This is a genomic window from Sorangium sp. So ce176, from assembly GCF_051519835.1.
Lineage (GTDB): Bacteria > Myxococcota_A > Polyangia > Polyangiales > Polyangiaceae > Sorangium > Sorangium cellulosum_G.
In genome coordinates, this window is sequence record NZ_CP150371.1 from 6,223,501 (window position 1) to 6,244,804 (window position 21,304).

At 74.3% G+C, this 21,304-nt stretch carries 15 protein-coding genes; 9 read left to right on the plus strand and 6 right to left on the minus strand.

What is annotated here, in order from left to right; genetic code table 11:
* The first annotated feature begins 14 nt into the window (after window positions 1–14).
* The 4 genes from WMF42_RS23240 (at window position 15) to WMF42_RS23255 (ending at window position 3,225) form a co-directional block, all read left to right on the plus strand.
* The gene (locus tag WMF42_RS23240) at window positions 15–353 is read left to right on the plus strand and encodes a cytochrome C oxidase subunit IV family protein (RefSeq protein WP_061605955.1); all 339 of its coding nucleotides are present in this window, start codon (window positions 15–17) and stop codon (window positions 351–353) included.
* Window positions 354–593: 240 nt separating this feature from the next.
* Window positions 594–1,301 carry a hypothetical protein gene (locus tag WMF42_RS23245; RefSeq protein ID WP_061605956.1) on the plus strand — a complete coding sequence of 236 codons (708 nt, stop codon included), beginning with the start codon at window positions 594–596 and terminating at the stop codon, window positions 1,299–1,301.
* A 117-nt stretch (window positions 1,302–1,418) separates the two neighbouring features.
* Window positions 1,419–2,366 (plus strand): hypothetical protein, encoded by a 948-nt coding sequence (locus WMF42_RS23250; protein WP_437684761.1) that lies wholly within the window; start codon window positions 1,419–1,421, stop codon window positions 2,364–2,366.
* A gap of 64 nt (window positions 2,367–2,430) precedes the next feature.
* Window positions 2,431–3,225 (plus strand): ferritin-like domain-containing protein, encoded by a 795-nt coding sequence (locus WMF42_RS23255; protein WP_061605368.1) that lies wholly within the window; start codon window positions 2,431–2,433, stop codon window positions 3,223–3,225.
* 147 nt (window positions 3,226–3,372) lie between these two features.
* Here the strand turns inward: WMF42_RS23255 and WMF42_RS23260 are convergent, their stop codons facing one another.
* Entirely contained in the window at window positions 3,373–3,882 is a 510-nt protein-coding gene (locus tag WMF42_RS23260; RefSeq protein WP_061605369.1) for a GNAT family N-acetyltransferase, read from the minus strand.
* A gap of 516 nt (window positions 3,883–4,398) precedes the next feature.
* Between WMF42_RS23260 and WMF42_RS23265 the strand changes: the two genes are divergently transcribed.
* Window positions 4,399–4,992, plus strand: coding sequence for a hypothetical protein (locus WMF42_RS23265; protein ID WP_434040750.1), 594 nt, complete (start codon window positions 4,399–4,401; stop codon window positions 4,990–4,992).
* A 493-nt stretch (window positions 4,993–5,485) separates the two neighbouring features.
* Window positions 5,486–6,751 (plus strand): hypothetical protein, encoded by a 1,266-nt coding sequence (locus WMF42_RS23270; RefSeq protein WP_437684764.1) that lies wholly within the window; start codon window positions 5,486–5,488, stop codon window positions 6,749–6,751.
* Between the two features lie 16 nt (window positions 6,752–6,767).
* Here the strand turns inward: WMF42_RS23270 and WMF42_RS23275 are convergent, their stop codons facing one another.
* On the minus strand, window positions 6,768–8,261 hold the full coding sequence (locus WMF42_RS23275; RefSeq protein ID WP_061605759.1) for an FAD-dependent oxidoreductase: 1,494 nt from the start codon (window positions 8,259–8,261) through the stop codon (window positions 6,768–6,770).
* 225 nt (window positions 8,262–8,486) lie between these two features.
* On the opposite strand from WMF42_RS23275, the gene WMF42_RS23280 reads away from it, so the two are divergent.
* Together WMF42_RS23280 and WMF42_RS23285 are read left to right on the plus strand one after the other, a co-directional pair.
* On the plus strand, window positions 8,487–10,193 hold the full coding sequence (locus WMF42_RS23280) for a protein kinase domain-containing protein (protein ID WP_437684766.1): 1,707 nt from the start codon (window positions 8,487–8,489) through the stop codon (window positions 10,191–10,193).
* Window positions 10,194–10,352: 159 nt separating this feature from the next.
* A complete protein-coding gene (locus tag WMF42_RS23285) occupies window positions 10,353–15,416 on the plus strand; it encodes a translocation/assembly module TamB domain-containing protein (RefSeq protein ID WP_437684768.1) in 5,064 nt (1,687 codons plus the stop codon).
* Here WMF42_RS23285 and WMF42_RS23290 read toward each other — a convergent pair.
* A complete protein-coding gene (locus tag WMF42_RS23290) occupies window positions 15,410–15,913 on the minus strand; it encodes a hypothetical protein (RefSeq protein WP_061608881.1) in 504 nt (167 codons plus the stop codon). The genes WMF42_RS23285 and WMF42_RS23290 overlap by 7 nt on opposite strands.
* A 79-nt stretch (window positions 15,914–15,992) precedes the next feature.
* Here WMF42_RS23290 and WMF42_RS23295 point away from each other — a divergent pair, with 79 nt between their 5' ends.
* Window positions 15,993–16,751, plus strand: a complete 759-nt coding sequence (locus WMF42_RS23295) for a class I SAM-dependent methyltransferase (protein ID WP_061608882.1) — start codon at window positions 15,993–15,995, stop codon at window positions 16,749–16,751.
* A gap of 16 nt (window positions 16,752–16,767) precedes the next feature.
* Here WMF42_RS23295 and WMF42_RS23300 read toward each other — a convergent pair whose 3' ends face one another.
* The 3 genes from WMF42_RS23300 to pyk form a co-directional block, all read right to left on the minus strand.
* The gene (locus WMF42_RS23300) at window positions 16,768–17,829 is read right to left on the minus strand and encodes a hypothetical protein (protein WP_061608883.1); all 1,062 of its coding nucleotides are present in this window, start codon (window positions 17,827–17,829) and stop codon (window positions 16,768–16,770) included.
* A gap of 94 nt (window positions 17,830–17,923) precedes the next feature.
* Complete coding sequence (locus tag WMF42_RS23305; protein WP_081426556.1) at window positions 17,924–19,846, minus strand: serine/threonine-protein kinase; 1,923 nt, start codon at window positions 19,844–19,846, stop codon at window positions 17,924–17,926.
* On the minus strand, window positions 19,843–21,270 hold the full coding sequence (pyk, locus tag WMF42_RS23310; RefSeq protein ID WP_061608885.1) for a pyruvate kinase: 1,428 nt from the start codon (window positions 21,268–21,270) through the stop codon (window positions 19,843–19,845). Before pyk ends, WMF42_RS23305 begins: the two co-directional genes overlap by 4 nt.
* Window positions 21,271–21,304: the final 34 nt, after the last annotated feature.

The following is a 21,304-nucleotide window of genomic DNA, read 5'->3' on the forward strand; positions in this document are numbered from 1 at the left end:
GGCACGTTGCACCCATGACCGTCAAGCACCTCTCCTCGCGGACCTACGTGATCGTCTGGCTCGTCCTGATGGCGCTCACGCTGGCCTCGTACCTCCTCTCGCTCGCCCACCTCGGCCGGGCCGACATCGTCGCGGCGCTGCTCATCGCCACGGTGAAGACGGTGCTCGTGCTGCTCTTCTTCATGCACCTCATCGAGCAGCGCTTCGCGAACGCGCTCCCCATGATCGTGGCGGCGCTCCTCCTCGGCCTCTTGCTCACGCTGGTGATCACCGACGTGACCGAGCGCGAGACGATCTCGCGCACGCCGATCCCGCCGGCCCCGCCGCCCGAGGCCGCGGCCGCGCCCCGCTGATCCGCCCACCGCGTGATCGCCCGCCCGGCGCGGGCGTGGGTAAGGCTCAGGCCGCCCGAGGGCGACGGCACAATCACCGTGTCAGAGGGCGCATGACGCCGATCTCACCGCATCGGGCGCCGCTCACCTGGGCTGTCCACCGCCCCGGTTCGGTCCTACAAACACGTGCTCTCGGCGCTGCGCGGCGGCCATGCGGAATGGTGCCCGCGCCGGGGGCATTGCACGTTCGCAGGAGCGACCATGAAGACATGGATTGGACGGGCCGCGGTCTCGTGCGGTCTCGCCGCGGCGGGGTGCACCGGCGGCCCGGCGGGCGAGCCGTGGATCGCGGAGGGAGACGGCCCTCTGGCGCTGGACTGGGCGGCGTCCGCGCCGGCGGCGCTCCGCGGCGCCCCCGGGAGCGACGGCCCGGGCGCGCCGTGCTCGGCAGAGGTCCTCTTCGCTGACGATTTCTCGGACAACGCGGCCCGCTGGAGCCTCGCGCCCGGCTGGGAGATCGGCCCGGCGAGGGCGTCCCGCGGCCAGCGCGCGGGGTTCCCGGATCCGGCGGGCGATCACACGGAGGCCGGCGACAACGGCATCGCGGGCGTGCTCCTCGGCGGCGGCCCGAGCATCACCGCGCCGCACCCGCAGCGTTACCTGACGAGCCCCGCTGTCGACGCGGCTGTGCGCGGGCGGGTCACGCTGTCGTTCTGGCGCTGGCTGAACACGAGCTACCGCAACAAGGCCCGGGTCGAGGTCTTCGACGGATCGCGCTGGAGGATCGTCTACGAGTCTCCGCTCGACGATGTCGCCGAGTCCGCGTGGAGGAACGTCACGTACGACCTCACGCCGTACAGGAGCCCGGAGCTGCGGGTGCGGTTCGGCTACAGCGCCGTCATCGCCTTCGGCGGCGCGCCCATGTCGGGCTGGAACATCGACGACGTGCGGATCAGCGCGTGCCGGTAGCGGCGTCCGCTGCCGTCGACCGTCGTGGCACCTCGCTTGCTCAACGTGGACCTTGAAGGGTGCAAGCGCGAGCCTTGCGCCATGTTGTGCCAGAGAAAGGTGTAGCAGGTCATGACGATGCAGAAGAAGCGCAAGGTGCTCCGGGCCCCCTTCCTCGTGACGGTCGCCGCGGCGGCCTCGTTCGCGGGCGCCGTGGCCTTGCCGGGGTGCGACCCCACCGTGGACGACGGAAGCTGTCCCGAGGGGATGGCCTGTAACCCGCCGCCGACGGCGTGCCCCGAGGAGATGCCGGTACCCGGATCGCGCTGCGACACGGACGAGCCTTCCTGCAGCTACATCGACGGTTGCGATAACCCCATCGACTACGCGTGTGTGGACGGGGCGTGGCGCGTGGAGCACGAGCTGTCCTGCAACCCGCCGCCCCCGCCGCCGGCGTGCCCCGAGGCGATGCCGAAGCGCGGGTCGAGCTGCGATGCGGACGACGGGTCCTGCAGCTACATCGATGGTTGCGACAACCCCATCAGCTACAGGTGCGCGGAGGGGGCGTGGCGGGTGGAGAGCGAGATCTCCTGTAACCCGCCGCCGCCGGCGTGCCCCGAGTCGTTGCCGACGGCGGGCAGCGCATGCGAGCTTCCCGGGGAGAGCTGCTCCTATGACGGCCCCCCCGATTGCCCCCAGCCGACAACGGTGACCTGCGGCGCCGACGGCACCTGGTCCGTGACGATCGCGGTCTCCTGCAACCCGCCGCCCCCGCCGCCCCCGCCGCCCCCGGGGGACTGTCTCACGGCCGCCACCGGGGAGGCGTGCGCGGGCCTGGGACCGGCATGTCAGTGGCTTGTGCCAGGCTGCGCCGAGGGCACGGGGATCCCGGCGCTCGCCGCCGTGGGCTGCTTCCCGAGCCTGCCGTGCGGCGAGGTCGACGCGGCGTGTCCGGCCGGTACGCGCTGTCAGGAGGTCGTCGTCAATCCCTGCGTCGCCTCGTCTCCCGACGGCGCGACCTGCGCCGCGTGCGGGTCGACCATGCACGCCTGCGTGCCGCCCTCCGCGGTGATCACCACGGAGTGACCGCGGCCGGCGCGCCCCCGCCGCCCGTCTTGCCGCCCAGGGACCCAGCGCATAGCGTGACCCCATGACGGACGCCCCCGACGCAGAGCAGGACGCCGACGCGGCGCAGGACGGCGCCGCGGGCGCCGACCAGGCGCCGCGGGCCCCGCTCCCTCCCGCCAGCGACGCGGTGCGCGGCGAGTGGGGGCGGCGCATCGAGGCCGAGTACCGCTCGGCGGCGATCACGCAGCACCTCACGCTCTGGCTCATCCAGATGGGCGCGTCGCCGGATCTCATCGACGACGGCCTGCGCATCGTCAAGGACGAGCTCGCGCACGCGCGCCTCAGCCATCGCGTCCACGTCCTCGCGGGCGGCGGACCCCTGGCGCCGCTCCGCCGCGAGACGCTGGGGCTCAAGAGCCGCGGCGACGAGCCGCTCGAGCTGGCCGTCGCGCGGGCGGGCGTCGAGGTCTTCTGCCTCGGAGAGACTGTCGCTGTCCCGCTCTTCAAGGTGCTCCGCGAGGGGTGCATCGTCCCTGCCGCGCGCCGGGCGCTCGACCGCATCCTGCGCGACGAGGTGCGGCACCGCGACTTCGGCTGGACGCTGCTCCGCTACCTGCTCGATCTGCCGTGCGCGCCGGCCGTGCGCCTGCTGGTCGAGCGCGAGCTCCCCTCCATGTTCGCCCGGATGCGCAAGAGCTACATGCCCGCCGGCGGCGCGCGCCGCGCGGCGATCTCCGACGACGACCGCGCCTGGGGCCTCATGCCGGTCGCCCGTTATGGCGAGATCCTCGAGCGCGCCGTGGAGCGGGACTACGTGCCCCGCTTCGCCGAGCACGGCATCGACGCGCGCGCCGCGTGGCGCCGCTCGGCGGCCTGATCCGGCAGCGCGCCCGCGCCGGCCTGGGGCGGACCGCCGAGCCAGCCCCACACACCTCCGTCCTGCTCCACGCAGGGGAACGCCGGGACACCGCACCTCTCCGGGATGCGCCTGCCCGGGGCGAGCGACTGGCGGGCCGTGGGCAGATCAGGCAGCGAAGACGCCAAACTCGGGGCTGTAGGTCACGACGCCTCGGGCGCCCTCCAGCGCGCCCTGCGCGAGCTCCATCGCCATGAACTCCTCGTCCGCCGCGTACTCGTTGCCCAGGCCGAACAGACTGGCCTTCTCGAACCCGAAGCGGGCGTAGTACTCCGGTGCTCCGAGGACGACGGCGAAGGCGCAGCCAGCGCCCCTGCACGCCTCGATGCCCTCTCGCGCCAGCGCGGCGCCGACGCCGCGGCCCTGGAAAGCAGGCAAGACAGCGAGCGGCGCGAGGCCGAGCCCTCCGCCTGTCGGGCCGGGGCCGGCGATCGCCACCGGGCTGAACACGACATGTCCGACGATGACGCCGTCGATCTCCGCGACAAGCGAGACCACCGCGCGCCCCGCGGCCCGCAGCCTGTCGACCAGCTCGGCCTCCATCGCCGAGGGGAACGCCGCGAGGTGGACACCGCGGATCCCTGCCTCGTCGCCCGCGCGCTCAGACCTGATGTTCATCACCCACGCTCCTCTCGTCTGCCGCGCCGCCGCCACGTCGCTCTGCCGTCGCCGGGCGCGGCGTCCGACGCCGTCCCTCGCGCGCTGTCGGCGTCAAGCGCCGTCGAGCACCGGACTGTGACAGACAACGTCCGACCACGTCGACGCATCGAGTCGCCCTGCCAATTCCTGTTATCCACAGGATACCCCCGGACAACAGTCGGTATCTGTCGATCCTCATCGCGGCGCGCCTCCTCTCTTCATGGTCCTGCAGAGCCTACAGGAACCCGGCGCGGGCCGGTGCGAAGGGTTCTTCCGACCTGTGTAAGCATCTGAAACTACACGACTTTTCACGCGCAATATCACCGCCGTCCGCCCCTGACAGGTTGGGACAATGTCCGTCCGATCGATCCCTTTCCGGACGGGTCCAAGATGGCTATCCATGGTAGACATCAAGGACGCGGCGCGACGGCGTGTCTCTCGCACGACGCTTGTAAATGGCGCGCCTGAAACGCTTCGTTTGGAGGAGACTTCTTCATGGAAAAGATCTCGCTCACGTACTTTGTCGACTTCGTTCTCAAGGCCGGGACGCCCAAGCTGACCGGCGTCAGGGAGTTCAAGGAGCGGAAGGACGAGCTCCACACGGACTTTTACAGGCAGGTGCGCGAGGCGATCGTCGACATGCACAGGAGCGGAAAGCCGATCAGCGTGCTCGACGGCTTCCTCGCCGCCCAGCACGACGAGCGGCGCCGGCGGATTTACCCGTCGGTGGTGAACGGATACCGCAAGTTCCTCGCGTCGGCGAAGATGACGTGGTTCGAGCCGCCGACGTCGACGTACCGCCTCGGAGATCTCGAGATCAACGTCAACCCGGAGCTCGGGCTCGTCATCGACGGGACGCCCCACGTGATCAAGATGTATTTCCGCGGGGAGCCCCTCTCGTCGAAGCGCGTCTCGGTCGTGCTGAACCTGCTGATGAACGGCCTCGCCGAGAGCACGCCGGGCGGCGCCTTCGCGGTGCTCGACGTGCGGAACGCCAAGATTCACACCTTCAAGGTCCCGAACCCGCGGCTCAACCTGCTGCTCCGCGGCGAGGCGGCCTCGTTCGCCACCATCTACACGGGGCTGTGATCCTCGGCCGCCGGGCGAGGCGACGGCGCGGCGCGCATCGCACCACGTCATCGCCCGGCGTCCACCGGAGACACGGCGCCCACCGCGACACCGGCGTTTCCGCGACGCGCGCCCCCCGCCGCTCATCCCGGCGGAGGGCGCGCATCGCCCCGCGCTCGCCGAGCCCAGCGAGCGCGCCGCGCACCGGTCGGACGCGAGAGGAGAGAGGGCGGCGCGTCGCGCGGGTTTGGGACGCGCGGCGATGACCACGCGGTGACGACAGCGGCGGCAGGCGCGCGGCGACGGCGCGCGATTCGCGCCGCGCGGCACACAGACAATCAAGCTGTAGGAGATCTGCGCTGCTGGCCACATTGCAGCACGCGCAAGCAGAGCGAAAATGACCGAGCTAGAGAAAGAGAACTACGATCAACCGGTTCGTTTCAGTTATCCTCGATCTGCCATGGACCGTCGCGCGCAGATCACCGCAACCCCGCTTCATGTACCCAGCATTCTTGTGGTCCTTGATCCGGCGTGGCCGGCGCTCTTCAGCCTGTGCCTCACGGTGGCGCCGGGCTGCGGGGTGCTCCTGCACCGCTGCGACGCGGCGACCGCCGCGACGATCGCCGCCGAGCGGCGGCCGCTCGCGATCATCCTCTCCAACGGCGTCTACGCGACGGATCCGGCCGAGTTCGAGGCGCTCGCCCGGGACGTCCGCTCGACGCTGGTGCGGCTCGACGAGGAGGTCTGCGAGCGCGAGCTCGAGGCGATGCTGAATGGCGCGCTGCGCGACACGCGCGAGATGAGCGCGCAGCGCGACCGCGACCGCGACCGCGAGCGCGAGCGCGAGCGCGATGCGGGGCGGCGCGACGAGGGCAGCGGGCGTTACACGCTGATCGGCGCGCAGCGCAGCGAGACCGTCGGCGCCAAGGGGGCCGCGGGCGTGGATCCGCGCGCGGCGCAGCGGCAGGGCCCGGGCGCCGATCCGCGGCTCGCGCACAGGCGCGGCGACACGGCGGCGAGCCAGAGCACCATGCCGCCGCCCTCGTCGCGCGCCGGCTCCCCGCCCTCGGCCCGGACGCCCCTGACGAGCCACACGCTCACCCCCGTGCCTCCGTCCGGCGGGCCGCCGTCGTTCCGCGCCCCGCCGTCGGTGCGCACCGCGCAGCCGAGCCCGTACGCCGCGCCGGGCGTCCCCCGCTCGGTACCGCCGCCCTCCACGCGCGCGCTCCCGGGCTTCCCATCGGTGCAGCCGACCGCGAGCGCCCCGCTGTCGACCCCGCCCCCGTCGGTGCGCGGCGCGCCGGCGCGCGGGATCCTGTCGACCCCGCCCCCTTCGATGCGCGCGCACCCGAGCGCGCCGCCGCCGCCGCCGTCGTCGCGCTTGCCGGGCGGCGTGCCGGCGTCGTCGCGCGCGCTCCCGGCGACGGCGGCCTCGTCGCACCGGCCCACGCCGATGCCGCCGCCGAGCTCGCAGGCCGGGCCGCCTTCCTCCACGCGCCTGCCGAGCCCGCCGTCCCTGCGCTCGATGGCGAATGCTCCCCCCTCGATGCGCTCCGTCCCGCCCGGCGCGCCCTCGGGCATCGAGGGGCCGCCCTCGATCAGGACCATGGCGCCGCTGTCGGCGCGCCTGGCCCCGCCCTCGTCGGTGCGCCCCGAGCTGTCCCCGCGCTCGGGCGTGCGGGAGCGGGGCAGCGAGGAGCTCGACGCCGTGTTCGAGGATCAGAACCTCCCGTTCGACGCGCTCGCGCGCGCCAGCCGCGGCTCCTCGACCCCGCGCTGAGCGCCCTGGAGAGGGCCTAGCCGCGGGGTCGCGTGACCCAGGACACGGTGGAAGCGGCGGCTCGCCCGAGCAGCGCGCCGGCGATGTCGCGCAGCGCGGGAGGCGCGGGCGCGCCGAGATCGCGGCCCAGATCGACGAGGATGCGATCGACGCACTCGATCGCGCTCGCGGCCGCGAGCTCCATCCCCGCGCCGCGGCCGCCCGCGGCGCGCCCCGCGAGGTAGAGCCCCTGGACGGGCGTGTACACAGCAGGGCGCGCGCGGCCGACCTGGCCGGGCGTCTGCGCGGCCCCCGCCGCGAGCGCGCCCCCCGCAGCGCCGGCGTCGCCGCGCCTGTCGTCGGGCGATCCGTCGACGAAGATCGCGCCGGAGAGCAAACCGGGCGCCGCGGCGTCGAGCGCGCGCAGGAGCCCGTCGACCGACGCGGCGGGGGCGCCGCCGCGCGCGCCGGACACGGCGACCGCGCAGAGCAGCTCGTGCCCGGGCGGCGCGAGCGACGGGTCGAAGCGCGTCGGCACGAGGCAGTAGAACGGCAACGACGGCGCGCCGCCGCCGCCCGCGAGGCCGGCGAGCGCGCCCGCCGCGACGCGCCGCCTGCGCAGCGCGATCTTCACCTGGATCTGCCGCGGCTGCGGCGTGAGCGCGCGGGCGCGCGCCGCGTACGCCTCCGGGAAGTGCGCCTCGCCCACGAGGCCAGAGACGGTGGACAGCAGGCCGGCGGTGCTCACCACGATGCGCGCGGGCAGCGCGGTCCCGTCCTCGAGCTCCACGCCGCGCACGCGCCGATCGCGCACAACCACGCGGCGCACGGCCGCGCCCGTCCACACGGCGGCGCCGAGCTCTCGGGCCAGGCGGCAGAAGACGTCGGGCACCCGCGCCGCGCCGCCCTCGGGGTAGCGCTGCTGGCCGGCGCGGGCGAGCCGGCGCCAGGCGAGGAGCGCCTCGCCCGCCGAGGCCTCGGCGCCGGGCAGCAGCAGCGGCAACGCCAGCAGCCCGCCGAGCCGGGCGGCGGCCGCGGGGCGCGGGAGGAAGCGGGCCGCGTACGCCTCGGCCGTGAGCTCGTCGTACGCGGCCAGGTCCACGTCGCGCATCGCCGTCGCGTGCGCGAGAAGGCGCGCGGCGCGCGCGGCCTCCAGGGCCGTGAGCTCGAGGCCCCGCGCGAGCTCCCGCGCGGCCCCGGCGAGCCCCCGGAGCTCGGCCTGGACGACGACGCGGCCCGCGCCGGCCAGGCAGAGCGCGGCGGGCTCGCTGCTCTGCCGGAAGGTGATCGCGTCGCCCTGGCCGACGCGGCGGAGCACGTCGCCGAGCGGGCCGTCCTCGCCGCGGCAGAGCATGTGCGTGCCTGTATCGACACGGAAGCCGTCCCGCTCGTACGCCGCAGCGGAGCCGCCCAGCCGGCGCTCCTTCTCCACGAGGACGGTCGGGATGCCGGCGCGCGCAAGGAGCAGCGCCGCGGCGGCGCCGCCGACGCCCGAGCCGATCACCACAGCGCGCAAGGGGACCTCGTCCATGACGTCCCCACAACATAACGCGGCGAGCTCCGCAGTCGTCGCGCGACGTCGTCTATCGTGTGCGCAACGTTGCGCAAGCCGTGTCGACGATCGCGAGGCCACGCGCCGCGCGCGTCGCGCCGCGCAGACCACCGCCGCTCGAACAAAGCGCCGCGGCGCGCGCCGAGCGTTGACCCTCGAGAGCGGCCCCTCGTAGAGTGTAACCTTGCAGCCGACGTGCCCGCCATGAAGACCTGCCCGCAGTGCCACCAGCGTTATCCGGCCGACAGCGCCTTCTGCTTCATCGACGGCTCGTCGCTCGTCTCCGAGAAGGACCCCCGCATCGGGATGTCGATCGCGGGCCGCTACGTCATCGAGCAGGGGCTCGGGATCGGCGGGATGGCCACGGTCTACCGGGCGTACAACAAGCTGATCGGCACGCCGTGCGCCATCAAGATCCTGAACCGGGAGTTCGCGCAGGACACGACGACGCGCGAGCGCTTCCGGCGCGAGGCGCGGCACGCGCAGCGGCTCGCGCACCCGAACATCATCGAGATCTTCGATCAGGGCGACACCGACGACGGGCTGCCCTTCCTCGTGATGGAGCTGCTCCAGGGGACGAGCCTCGCCGACGTCGTGGACCGCAGCCGGGTGCCGCTCGCGCGGGCGCTGCCCATCTGGGTGCAGATGGCGCGCGCCCTCGGTCGCGCGCACGACTTCGACGTCGTGCACCGCGATCTCAAGCCCGAGAACGTGTTCCTGCTGAAGGGCGACTGGGTGAAGCTCCTCGACTTCGGCATCGCCCGGTGCGCGCAGGACGCGCGGCTCACGAACCTCGGCGAGATCTTCGGCACGCCGCAGTACATGGCGCCCGAGCGCAGCACGACCATCGACGCGGGCCCCCCGGCCGACCTCTACTCGCTCGGGGTCATCATGTTCGAGATGGTCACGCAGCGGCTGCCGTTCGACGCGCCCGATCCGGCGAGCTGGATCCTGAAGCACATGAACGAGCAGCCCCCGCGCCTCCGGGAGCTCGCCCCGGAGATGCCTGAGGCGCTCGACCGGCTGGTCAGCGCCCTCATGGCGAAGGAGCCCTCGGACCGCCCCGTCGACGCGTACCGCGTGCTCGCGGAGCTCGAGGAGATCGCGGCCGCGAGCCGGATCGCGCTCCCGCCGCCGCCGGAGACGATGCCGCGCGACTCGGCGGTGCGGTCGAGGGGCGCCGGGCGCGACCCCTGGGTCAGCCGGCTCGATCTGTTCGAGCGCATGACGGCCCGCGCGTTCGGCCCGGCGGCGCCGGCGGACGTCCATCGGCAGCTCGAGGGGCTGCGCGGCCTCGTGCGCGAGCACGCCGAGCTCCGATCCAGGGCGCTCGACGAGCAGCGGCGCCTGGAGGGCGTCGCCGAGGAGTGGCGCGACGGCCGCCTGCAGATCGGGCGGGCGATGGATGCGCTCACGGTCGACGCCTCGCTCACGCGCGAGGAGGCCCGCTCCTTCCGGGCCCGGGTGGCGCCGCTCACCGCGGCGACGCAGGCGTTCATCCCCGCGGTGCTGAGCGCGCACAAGGAGGCGGTGCGCTGGGAGGGCCGGAGCGGGTTCGCCGAGCCCTACCTCGAGCTCGCCGGCAGCTACCGGAAGCTCGCCGAGCTGGTCGAGGGCTGGTACGCGTCGCGCAAGGCGGATTATGAGGCGGAGAGCGAGGCGATCGCCCGCGAGCACGAGGTGGCCGAGGTGGACGCGCAGATCAAGAAGCTGCGCGAGCGGCTCGAGGAGCTCGACCGTCAGCTCGAGACGCGGCGGCGGGAGTCCCAGGAGCGCATCGCCGAGATGGGGCGCAGGGCCGACCAGCTCGACGCGGAGCTGCTCCACCTGGCCAGCCGCTTCTGCGCGCCGCTCCGGTCGAAGCCGGAGCTCGGCACGCTGTTCGTGGAGCTGGAGCGGCTCGCCGGCTGAGCGGGCGGCGCCGGCGCGGCGCGTGCGTCCCGGCGCGCACGCCGCCGGGCGCGACGCGTGCGTCCCGGCGGGCACGCCGCCCGGGCCCGGGCGCACCTCGCCTTCCTGCGTGGCGCGGCAGCAAGGTCGCCGCGGCCCGTGCGTACTAAGCTAGCTGCCGTGACGCCCGCCCCCGCACCAGAGCCGCGGCCCGCACCGGCGCCGCGCGCGCCGGGACGCATGCGCCGCGCCGCGTCGGCCGCGGCGGCGGCGATCGGGCTCACGCTGACGTTCGCCGGCGCCACGGCCGTGGGTGTCGCGCTCCACCTCGACATGCCGGCCGCGCGCCGGGTCGCCCGCGACGCCACGAACCGGCTGCTCGGCTCCCTCTTCGAGGGGAAGATCGTCGCCGACGAGATCGACGCGCTCGGCCTCGACGGCGTGCGGATCCGCGCCGCGGTCGCGCTCGATCCGCAGGGAAACAAGGTGATCTACGCGCGCGGCATCGAGGCGCGGGCGGACGTGCTCTCGATGCTCCGGAGCGCGCTCTTCGGGACGGGCGCGCTGCGCATCGAGGTCCCGTACATCCGGGTCGAGCAGGCCGACGTGCTGGTGCAGAGCAACGGCGCGGGGGGCGTCACCGTCGGCGACACGTTCGCGCCGCTGCCGCCGACCCGCCCGCCCTCGGCCGCGCCCGAGGGGCCGCCGCGCGACATCGTCATCGCCCTGTCGCGCGTCGAGATCGGCCGCGGCTGGGTCCACGGGCAGCTCGCGCCGCCGCGCGCGCTGGACGCCGACGTCAGCCGGCTCGTCGGGTCGGTGCACGTCGGCCCGGAGGGCGTCGCTGTCGACGTCGACCAGACGGGCCTCGTCGATCGCGCGTTCCTGCCCGCCACGATGGCGGGCACCGCGAACTACCACCTCCGCGCGGGCGACGAGGTCCGGATGTGGAGCAGCTTCGCCGGCCGGCTCGCCGACGTCGAGGTCACCGCGCGGGCGGTGCTCGACGAGGAGCACCTCGAGGCGCACGCGAGCGTCCCGCGCGCCACGCCGGAGCAGCTCCGGAGCCTGCTCCCGGATCACCCCCTCACCGAGCCGGTCTCCGCGCGCGTGGCCGTGAACGGATATCTCCCGCAGCTCGACGTCGTGGCCTCGGTCTCGGCGGACCCTGCCGACCCGGCGGGGGGCAACGTCGCGGTCGCGGGGCGGCTCGACGTGACGGGCCCCGTCCGGCTCGACGCCCACGCGCGGGCGCGCGACGTCGATCTGCGGCTCTTCATCGTGCAGCTCTCCGCGTCGGGCGTCGCGCCGGCGCAGACGGGCACGGCGCCGGCGCCGACCGGCGCTGCCCCGGCTCGAACCGGGGCCTCCCCGACGCGGGCCGGCGTCGTGCCGGCGCGAAGGGGCGCCCCACCTGCCCGGAGCGGCGCCGCGCCGGCGCGAACGGGCGCGGCCGGCGCGAGCGCCGCGCCGGCGAGCGACGGCGACCCGGCGCCGTTGCTCACCGCCGAGGGTCGGGTGCGCGTCGAGCTCGGCGACGAGCTCCGGCTCGCCGTCGAGGCGCGGACCGAGCCCATCGCGCTGCTCGGCGAGCGCGTGCCGGCGGCGGACGTCCACCTCGTCCTCGATCGCGGCGAGCTCCACGCGCGCGCGCACCTCCACGAGCCGGGCGCGCCGATCGACGCCGAGATCTCGCTCTTGCCGGGCGGCCAGGGCGTCCGCTTCGCGGCGACGGCCGACGTCCCGGCGATCGCCGCCGCGCCGCGCCTCGCCGGGGCCATCGACGGCGGGGGCCGCGTGAGCGTCGAGGGGACCCTGCGCGACGGCGCGCTCGACGTGCGGTTCGAGGGCGCGCTCGCCGGGGTCCGCGTCGGCCCTGACGTCGGCCTCGCCCGCGCGCGCGTCGCCGGGCGGATCTCCGGGCCGCTCGACGCGCTCGCGCTCGACGCCTCGCTCTCCGGCCAGGAGGCGCTCGCCGGCGGCCACACGTACGACGAGGTCACCGCGCGGATCTCCGGCCCGCTCGCCTCGCCGCGGCTCAGCGCGACGATCACCGACGGCGACGACGCCCTGAGCGCCTCGGCCCGGCTGAGCTCCGCCACCGGCGCGCTCCGCGACGTCGACCTCCAGCTCCGGCGCGAGGGCGCCGAGGTCGCGGGGAAGATCACGGCGATCACCCCCTCGGCCGGCGGGGTCTCCGTCGAGGGGCTTGAGCTCACCTCCGCGCAGCTCGGTTCGATGAGGGGGCGGCTCGCGGTGCGGGGCGACGACGTCACCGGGAGCCTCAAGGGCGAGGGCATCGACCTCGGCCGCATCGCGCGCCTGCTCGGGATCCCGCTCCGCGTGCGCGGCCGCGCCGAGGTCGACGTCGCGCTCGAGCACGACCGGAGGGAGGGCCGCTCGGGCCACGTGCGGCTCGAGCTCGCGGGGGGCGAGATCGCGTTCCTGTCCGGCGTCTCGGCGCAGCTCGCGGCGACCTTCGAGCGCGACCAGGTCAAGGCCGAGGCGCTCGTGCGCATCGACGGCAAGGCGCCGCCGGCGGCCGCAGGACAGCCGTGGGAGGGCGCCGCGCCGCGGTGCGCCGGCCAGCTCGCGAGCGTGCGCGTGTCCGGCGCCGAGGGCGCGCTGAAGGGGCCGCTCCTGCGCGCCGAGACGTGGGCCGCCCTCGTCGGCGAGGCCGAGGTCGCGGCCGACGACTGGGACCTCGGGTGCCTCGCGCAGCTCATGCCGATCGGGCACATCGTGAGCGAGGTACGCGGCAAGCTCACGACGCGCTTCCGGGTGGCGCGCGCCGCCGGCGAGCCGTTCCCGTCGCTCCACGACGTGCTCGTGCGGACGCAGGGCCTCGCGCTCGCCGGGCCGCACCGCCTGGGCGCCGAGCGCCCGGCCTGGGAGTCGCGCTTCATCGACGGCCACCTCAAGGGCGCGCTGAACGGCGCGACCGGCAAGGCGGAGGCCGCGCTGACCCTGTACGACGGCGGCATCCTCGCCGACGCGTCCGGCGCGATCGACCTCGACCTCGCCGCGCTCACCGGGCCGCCCGCGGGCCGGTGGGCGTCGCTCCTGCGCGCGCCCATCACCGCGAACGTCTCCCTCCCGCGGCGCTCCCTGGACGAGCTCACCACCCTGCCCTCGTTCGTGCGCGAGGCGCTCCCGCCGCTCGGCGGCGAGCTGCGGATCGACGCCTACGCGAGCGGCACCGTCGCGCGCCCGGTCGTGACGGCGCGCACGCTCGTCTGGGGCTTCATGGTCGCGCCGAAGGGCGCCCCGGGGGTGACGGATCTGCTGTTCCCCACCGACCTCGACGCGTGGGTCACGTACGACAGCGAGCAGGCCACGATCGACGCGCACGTCACGCGCGGCGCGCGCGAGATCGTGGCCGTGCGCGGCCAGCTGATCGCGCCCCTCGACCGCCTGCTCGCGACCCCCTCCGCGCGCGCGCTGAGGGGCGCGCGCCCGCCCCCGGCGTGGACCGGCGCCGTCCGCGCGACCTTGCGCGACGTGCCGCTCGGCGAGATCCCGCTGCTCGGCGACAGCGGCATCGACGGGCACGTCAGCGGCGAGATCGAGATGCGCGGCCTCAACATCGCGCCGAAGCTCACGGCGCACCTCACGCTGCCGGACCTCTCGCTCGGGGGCGACGTCAGCTTCAAGCGCGGCGTGCTCTCGATGCGGATCGATCCAAGGCCCGGCGGCGAGCGCGGGGACCTCCGCGTCACCGAGCTCGCGCTCGAGGGCCCGAGCGGCGGCAAGCTCCAGGCGAACGCTTACGCCAGCGTGCGCTTCCGCGACGGGTTCATCCCGGTCCCCGACGGCGAGCGCACGGATCTCGCCCTCTCCGCCGCGCGCTTCCGGCTCGCGGCGCTGCAGCCCCTGGTGGGCCAGCTCGTGAGCAAGATCGACGGCATCCTGGACGGCGACCTCCGCGTCGAGCTCGGCGGCGCGTCCGGCGCCGAGGGGGGCAGCCTGCGCGCCCAGCTCGAGATCAGCGAGGGCGTCGTGCACATCCCGGAGTTCGGCCAGGACCTGCGCGACGTCGCCGCCCGCATCACGGCCGACGACGGCGTGGTCCGGATCGAGGGCTTCCGCGCGGCGGGCATGACCGGGCTGGCGCAGGGCTGGGCGCTGCTCCGGCTCGACGGGCTCGAGCTGCGCGACGGCGCTGGGGCGCTGACCATCGCCGAGGGCCAGGCGCTGCCGCTCACGCTCGAGGGGGTGCCGCTCGGCACGGCCTCGGGGGCGCTGTCGTTCATCGCGGAGAAGAAGCCCGGCGAGCTCGCGCTGTACGCCACGATCCCGACGCTCCGCCTGTCGCTGCCGGCGACGAGCGGCCGGAACGTGCAGCCGCTCGACGACAACCCCGACATCTCCGTCCGCCAGCCGCTCGGGCCGGAGAAGCAGAGGCGCGCGACGGACGCGCTCCGCTACACGATGACGTTCTACGTGGACGACGCGCAGGTCACCGGCGCGGGGCTACGGCTCCACGTGACGAGCGACAACGACTCGCCGCCCCGGGTGGTGCTGGCCGAGGACGCGCAGGTGTCGGGGAACGTCGTGCTCCAGCGCGGCGAGCTCGAGATCTACGGCAAGGTGTTCGAGATCGTGCGCGGGCACGTGCGCCTGCGCGAGGAGGAGCCGTCGAACCCGCACCTCAACGTCATGGCGCACTGGGACGCCCCCGACGGCACGCGCATCTACGCCACGTACAACGGGACGCTCCGGCCCATCACCAACGAGAAGCTCCGCTTCACCTCGAGCCCGCCGAGCTCGCAGCAGGACATCCTCGCGCGGCTCCTGTTCGGCGCCGACTTCTCCGAGGGGGCACAGGCGGCGGGCGCCGAGACGCCCGGCTGGCAGGCCGCGGGCAGCGTCGCCGCGTCGGTGGGTGGCGAGCTCGCGGCGGCGCAGTTCAACGCGCTGCTGAGCGGCATCGCGCCGCTGCGCGGGCTGTCGACGCGGTTCGGGACGACCTCGGAGGGCTCGCTGCGGACGAGCCTCGTCTACCGGCTGAACGACGAGATCACGGCGCTGGCCACCTTCCAGGAGGGCGCGGTGCAGGGCAGCACCACGCAGAGCGCCGGCGGGCCGTCCCCCGGCGGCACGGCGAGCGAGCGCGGCACGCGGACCGAGGTCACCGTCGACTGGCGCATCGACAAGCACTGGACGCTCCGCGGCACCGTGGGCGTCGACGAGCGCCAGGAGACCTCGGGCGTGCTCGATCTGCTCTGGCAGTACCGCTACTGAGCGGCGGCGGCCCGCGGCGGCAGCCGGACCTCGCGCCCGCCGACGCGGAGGGTGGGCGGCTCGGCCTCGACGAGCAGCGGGGCGAGCTGCGACTGCGCGTGGCGCGTGAAGCGCGCCTCCAGGGCGCCGCCCCGGGCCCGGGCGTACACGACGCCGTCGTCGCCGACGGAGAGCGTCGCCGGATCGAGCGGCTCCTCGGCGCCGTCGAACAGGACCAGCGTGACGCCGCCGCCGTCGTCGATCCGGAGCGCGTCGACGAAGAGCGGGGCGGCCTCGACCTGGAAGTAGCACCAGTCGTAGCCGTTCGTGAGGATCGGACGGCCGTCGTCGGGGTGCCGCGCGATCCACGACCGGAGCCCGCGCTCGAGCGCCGGATGGTCGACGCGGGCGCCGTCGTGCCAGAAGCGGCCCTCGCGATCGAGCCGGATCGAGCTCTCGCGCGAGGCCCCGGGGGGCGGCGCGAACCGGAAGAAATCAGGATGGTCGCCGGGCTTCATCAGGTCACCTCGCAGGAGAGATGGGCCCCTCTGCGGCCCGGCGCAAGCCGCGCGCGCCGGGGAGTACTATAGCGAGCCCATGCGATCCCAGACGGAAGAGGCCAGCCCGGACGAGCACCTGCGCGCCACGCGGGCGTACTACGACGAGTTCTCGGCGCGCTACGAGGCCCGGCGCGGGGGCCGGGATCGGGGGGGCTACCACGACCTCGTCGACGCGCTCGAGGTCGACTTCGTGCGGCGCTTCGGCGAGGGCGGCGACGTGCTCGAGGTGGGGTGCGGGACCGGGCTCCTGCTCGCGCAGATCCGCGAGTTCGCGCGCGCCGCGCGCGGGGTCGACCTCTCGCCCGGCATGCTCGATCGCGCCCGCGAGCGCGGCCTCGACGTCGTGGAGGGCAGCGCCACCGCGCTGCCGTTCGCCGACGGGAGCTTCGACGTCGCCTGCTCGTTCAAGGTGCTCGCCCACGTCGAGGACGTGCGCCGCGCGCTGTCGGAGATGGCGCGCGTGGTGCGGCCCGGCGGGCACGTGATCGCCGAGTTCTACAACCCCTACAGCCTGCGCGGGCTCGTGAAGAAGCTCGGCCCGGCGGGCGCCATCAGCGACAGGACCCGGGAGAGCGCCGTCTACACGCGCTTCGACGCGCCGCGCGCCGCCGCCGCCCTGATGCCGGCCGGCGTGCGCGTCGTCGCGTCGCGGGGCGTGCGCATCGTGACCCCGTTCGCGGCCGCGATGCGCGTGCCTGGCCTCGGCTGGCTGCTGCACCGGGCGGAGTGGGCGCTGTGCGACTCGCCGCTCGCGCAGCTCGGCGGCTTCTGGATCGCCGCCGCGCAGAAGGCGTGAGCCGCGGCGGCCCCGGTCAGAACCGGCCGGCGACCCCCGCGTAGAGGCCCCCGGGGAGCACGGAGATCGTCGGCGCGGCGGTGAAGCTCGGGGGCGGCGGCGGCACGGGGCGCGCGCGGAAGGCGACCGTCTGCGGGACGAACGTGATCTGCGCGTGGGCGATCCCGGCCGCGACGAGCGTCGCGAACGCCCCGAAGGCGACGCGGTTGACCGCGGCCGCGGTGCCGATCCGGCGGTTCAGCGCGTCGATGTCGACGCTCTGCACGGGGCCGCCGCCCTGCGGCGGGGGCGTCGCCGTGACGTCGACGTTCTGGTAGCTCGCGAGCGCCAGCGCCGAGACGATCGAGGTCCCGCCGGCGACGGCCTGGCTGACAAGGAAGAACCAGCCGAACCCCTCGTCGCCGTTCTGGAACTGCCCCACCCCGAACGGCAGCATCGCGATCCAGCGGGAGTTCTGATCCACGACCCGCTCGCGCCCGGCCAGGCGCTGGAGCTCGGCGATCCACCGGCGCTCGTCCTGGCGGCGCTGCTCGATCCGCAGCCGCGCCGCGCGCTGCGCCTCGGCCCGCTGCTGCGTCACCTCCTCGATCCGCGCCCGGATCCGCGCCCGGACCGCGGAGAACCGATCGATGACCTCGGGCTGGAACAGCGCCGGGTTCGGCGCGTACCCCGGATTGGCGAGGAGGATCTGCTCGATGTACGCGTCCGCCTCGCCCGTGCGCCGCAGCGCCACGAGCGCCGCGGCGGCGAGGCCGCGCGCCCGCTCGATCAGATCGGGCTCGGAGATCCTGCACGGCGTCCTCGCGGCGTCGGTCGGGCCGCGCTCGCAGGGGGGGTTCGCGGGGTCGAGCATCGCCGCGAAGCGGCTCACCGCCTCCTCGTAGCTCCCGGCGTCGAAGCGCGTCTTCGCCACCTCGAGCTGCTGCATGTCGTCGGCCCGCGCGAGCGCCGCGGAGCACAGCACGAGGGCGCCCGCCGCTGCCGCCGCGAGGCGCCGCGACGCGGGCAGGGCGCGGCGGCTCCCGACCGATGGGAAGCGAGCGCCGGGAGATTTCCCGCCTGGAGTTCGCGCAGCCATGCGGAGGAGCTCGCCGTGATGTAGCGGAGTTTCGCCGGAGATGCTGAGATTTCAGGTGCCGAGGCGGGAATGACGGAGAACGACAGCGATCCCTTCAACCGGACGGCCAGAAAACGGTGTTCGACTCGCCGGCCACGAGCGTCACGTTGCCGACGAGCGGCGTGGCGTCCGACGCCGCAGGCGTGAACCGACAGCGCCCGCTCCAGAACACGTCGCTCAGGGTCACTGTCTGCGGGCTGCCCGCGTAGCCGATGAGGCCGATCTGCGGGCACGCGTACTGCGCGTTGGGCGGCGCGCCGCTCAAGACGACAGTGCTCGGCAGGATCTCCAGCTTGTGGATGATCCGCTGCGGCGCGGTGACGCCCGGCTTGGGCGCGACGACCGAGATGACGCCCGAGTACGGCTTGCAGCACCGCGAGTTCGGCACGCTGACGTGGACGCTGTGGGCGCCGATCTTGAGCGGCGTGATCTTGTTCGCGCCGAACCAGTTGATCTCGACGCCATCGATCACGAGCTTCGCGCCGCTCGGGACGATCTGGAAGACCACATCGCGGACGGACGGTACCTCCGCCTGCGACGCTGTCGGCGTGGGCTGCGGCCGCGCGCGGGGGCGCGGCGCGACAGCCACGTCCGCCACGTCCATCGCGCTGGGCACCTCGGCGGCGCGGGGCGCGACAGCGCGCAGGTTCGGCCGAGGAACCAGGGCGTCCATGGGCGCCGACGGCTGCGGCTCGGGCGGCGGGAGCGCGCCCACGTCCGGCGGCGGGGGCTCGTGGAAGGCGCGGGTGATCGCGAACGCGCCGACGCCGAGCGCCGCCGACCCGAGCGTCACGGCGAGCGCGCGCTGCGCGAGCTTCCGCCGGCTGCGGCTCGCGTTGAGCCGCGCGAGCCGCTTGAGGATGGAGAGGTCGTTCGGCGCGAGGGCGAGCGCCCGGTTGTAGTCGGCGGCCGCACCCGGCACGTCGCCGCGCTTGCGGGCGGCCTCCGCGCGCGCCACGAGCCGCGGGACGAGCCGCGCCACGTGCCGCTCGGCGTAGCCCGCCGGGTTCGCGAAGTAGGCGGCGAGCTCGACGCGCGGCTCCACCACGCCGAGCTCCGTGAGCTCGGCCCGGATCCGATCGGCGAGCGCACGGGGGCTCGCCGTGCGGGCCGCGATGTCGTGCGCGAGGGCCGCCGCCACGATCCGGCTCCACCGCGCGCCCACGGCGGGCCGCTCGCGCTCCGCCTCCGGGTAGGCCCCCTCGAGTACCCTGCGGAGCACCTGCGCCGGGTTCTTGCCCTCGAACGGCAGGTGCCCGACGAGGCACTCGTAGAAGAGCACCCCGAGCGCGAACACGTCGGTGCGCGCGTCGACCTCGCCCCCCTCGATCTGCTCCGGCGCCATGTGCGCCGGCGAGCCCAGCACCTGCCCGGTCGAGGTGACGCCCTGGGCGTCGAGGACCTTGGCGATGCCGAAGTCGGTCAGCTTGATGACCACGCCCGCGCCGTCCCAGCTCGCGCCCTCTCGGTCCGACGGCAGCTCGACCAGCACGTTCTCCGGCTTCACGTCGCGGTGGATGATCCCGGCCGCGTGCGCGTGCTCCAGCGCGTCGCAGAGCTCGAGCACCACGGCGGCGCCGACCTCGGCCGGCATGTCGCGGTGGGCGCCCAGGATCTTGCGAAGCGTGGAGCCGCGGAGCAGCTCGACCACGAGGTAGCGCTCGCGGTCGTGCTCGCTGGAGACGTCGAACACCTCGACGATGCCGGGGTGGCGCAGCTTCGCCGCCGCGCGCGCCTCGGCGACGAAGCGGGTGCCGACCTCGGCGTTCTCCCGGAGGTGTCTGTGGATGATCTTGACCGCGACGTCGCGGCGGAGGCGCGGATCGCGGGCGCGGTAGACCGTGGCCATCCCGCCGTGGCCGATCTCCTCGATCAGCTCGTACTTGTCGAGCTTCGGGAGGCCTTCCGCGCCCGCGTGTCTGGAGAGGGAGTCCTGCTCGCCCGTCGAACCCCTATCGGGGGCGGCGGGCAAGCTCATTCAACAACCTTCACCCGAATCGTGTTGGTTGACCCCGAGACGCCGACGGGGGCTCCGAAGATGGTGACGAGCTTGTCGCCGGGCGAGACCAGGCCGCTCGCGAGGAGCTGCCCTGTCGCGCGCTCGACCATCTCGTCCGAGTTCCGGAGCGCGTCGACGGGGAACGGCACCACGCCCCAGAGCAGCGCGAGCCGCCGGCGCGTCGTGTCGTTCGGCGAGAAGGCGACGATCGGCACCACGGGGCGCGCCTTCGACGCGTACCGCGCGGTGAGGCCGCTCTCGGTGAACGCGATGATGAGCTTCGCGCCGATGTCCTTCGCGATGTCGCACGCGGCGCGCGCGGTCGCCTCCGGGACGTTGGCGCGCTGGCCGGGCTGCTCGCTCGAGAGATAGCGGTAGAACGAGCTCTGCTCGGCCTCGGTGACGATGCGGGCCATCATCCGCACGACGAGCGGCGGGTGCGCGCCCGTCGCGGTCTCCTGCGAGAGCATGACCGCGTCGGTGCCGTCGAAGACGGCCGTCGCCACGTCGCTCGCCTCGGCGCGCGTCGGGCGCGTCGCGGTCACCATCGACTGGAGCATCTCGGTCGCGACGATGACCGGCTTCTGGTGGATGCGCGCGAGGCCGAGGATCTCGCGCTGGATGATCGGCACCCGCTCCGGGTTGAACTCCACGCCGAGGTCGCCGCGCGCCACCATGACCCCGTCCGAGGCGAGGATGATCGCCTCGAGGTTGTCGATGGCGCCGGGCGTCTCGATCTTCGAGACGATCGGCGTCGGGCGACCCCAGGCCTCGCAGATGTCGCGCACGTGCCGGACCTCGTCCGCGTTGCGCACAAACGAGAGGGCGACGTAATCGACCCCCTGCGCGAGGCCGAAGCTCAGGTCGGCCTTGTCCTTCTCGGTGAGGGCCGAGATGCGCACGCGCCTCGCGGGCAGGTGCACGCCGACGCGATCGCGCAGGCGTCCGCCCTGCGTCACGCCGGCGTGGACGCGCTCCCCGTCGACCTTCGTGACGGTGACCACGACGCGGCCGTCGTCGATGAGGACGACGTCGCCCGGCTGCAGGTCGGACGCGAGCCCCTCGTAGAGGATCGGGATCTCGCCGGGCGTGGCAACAGGGCTGTCCCTGTCCGCCTCGACCAGGGTGACAGAAGCCCCGTCAGCGACCTCGAAGGTGTTGCCGGGGAAGCGACCGGCTCGGATCTTCGGGCCGCAGAGGTCTTGCAGGATCGCCACAGGCTTCCCGCAGGCCTCCGCAGCCGCACGGACCGTGGCAATAGCTTTGCCATGATCCTCGTGCGAGCCGTGAGAGAAGTTGAGTCGAGCGACATCCATACCGGCGCGGATAAGCTGCTCCAGCGTCGTTTGAGAGTCACACGAAGGGCCAATGGTACAGACGATTTTCGCTCTGCGTACGAGCACGGGCGGAGCATGCCACGAGCAGGGGTCTCGACAC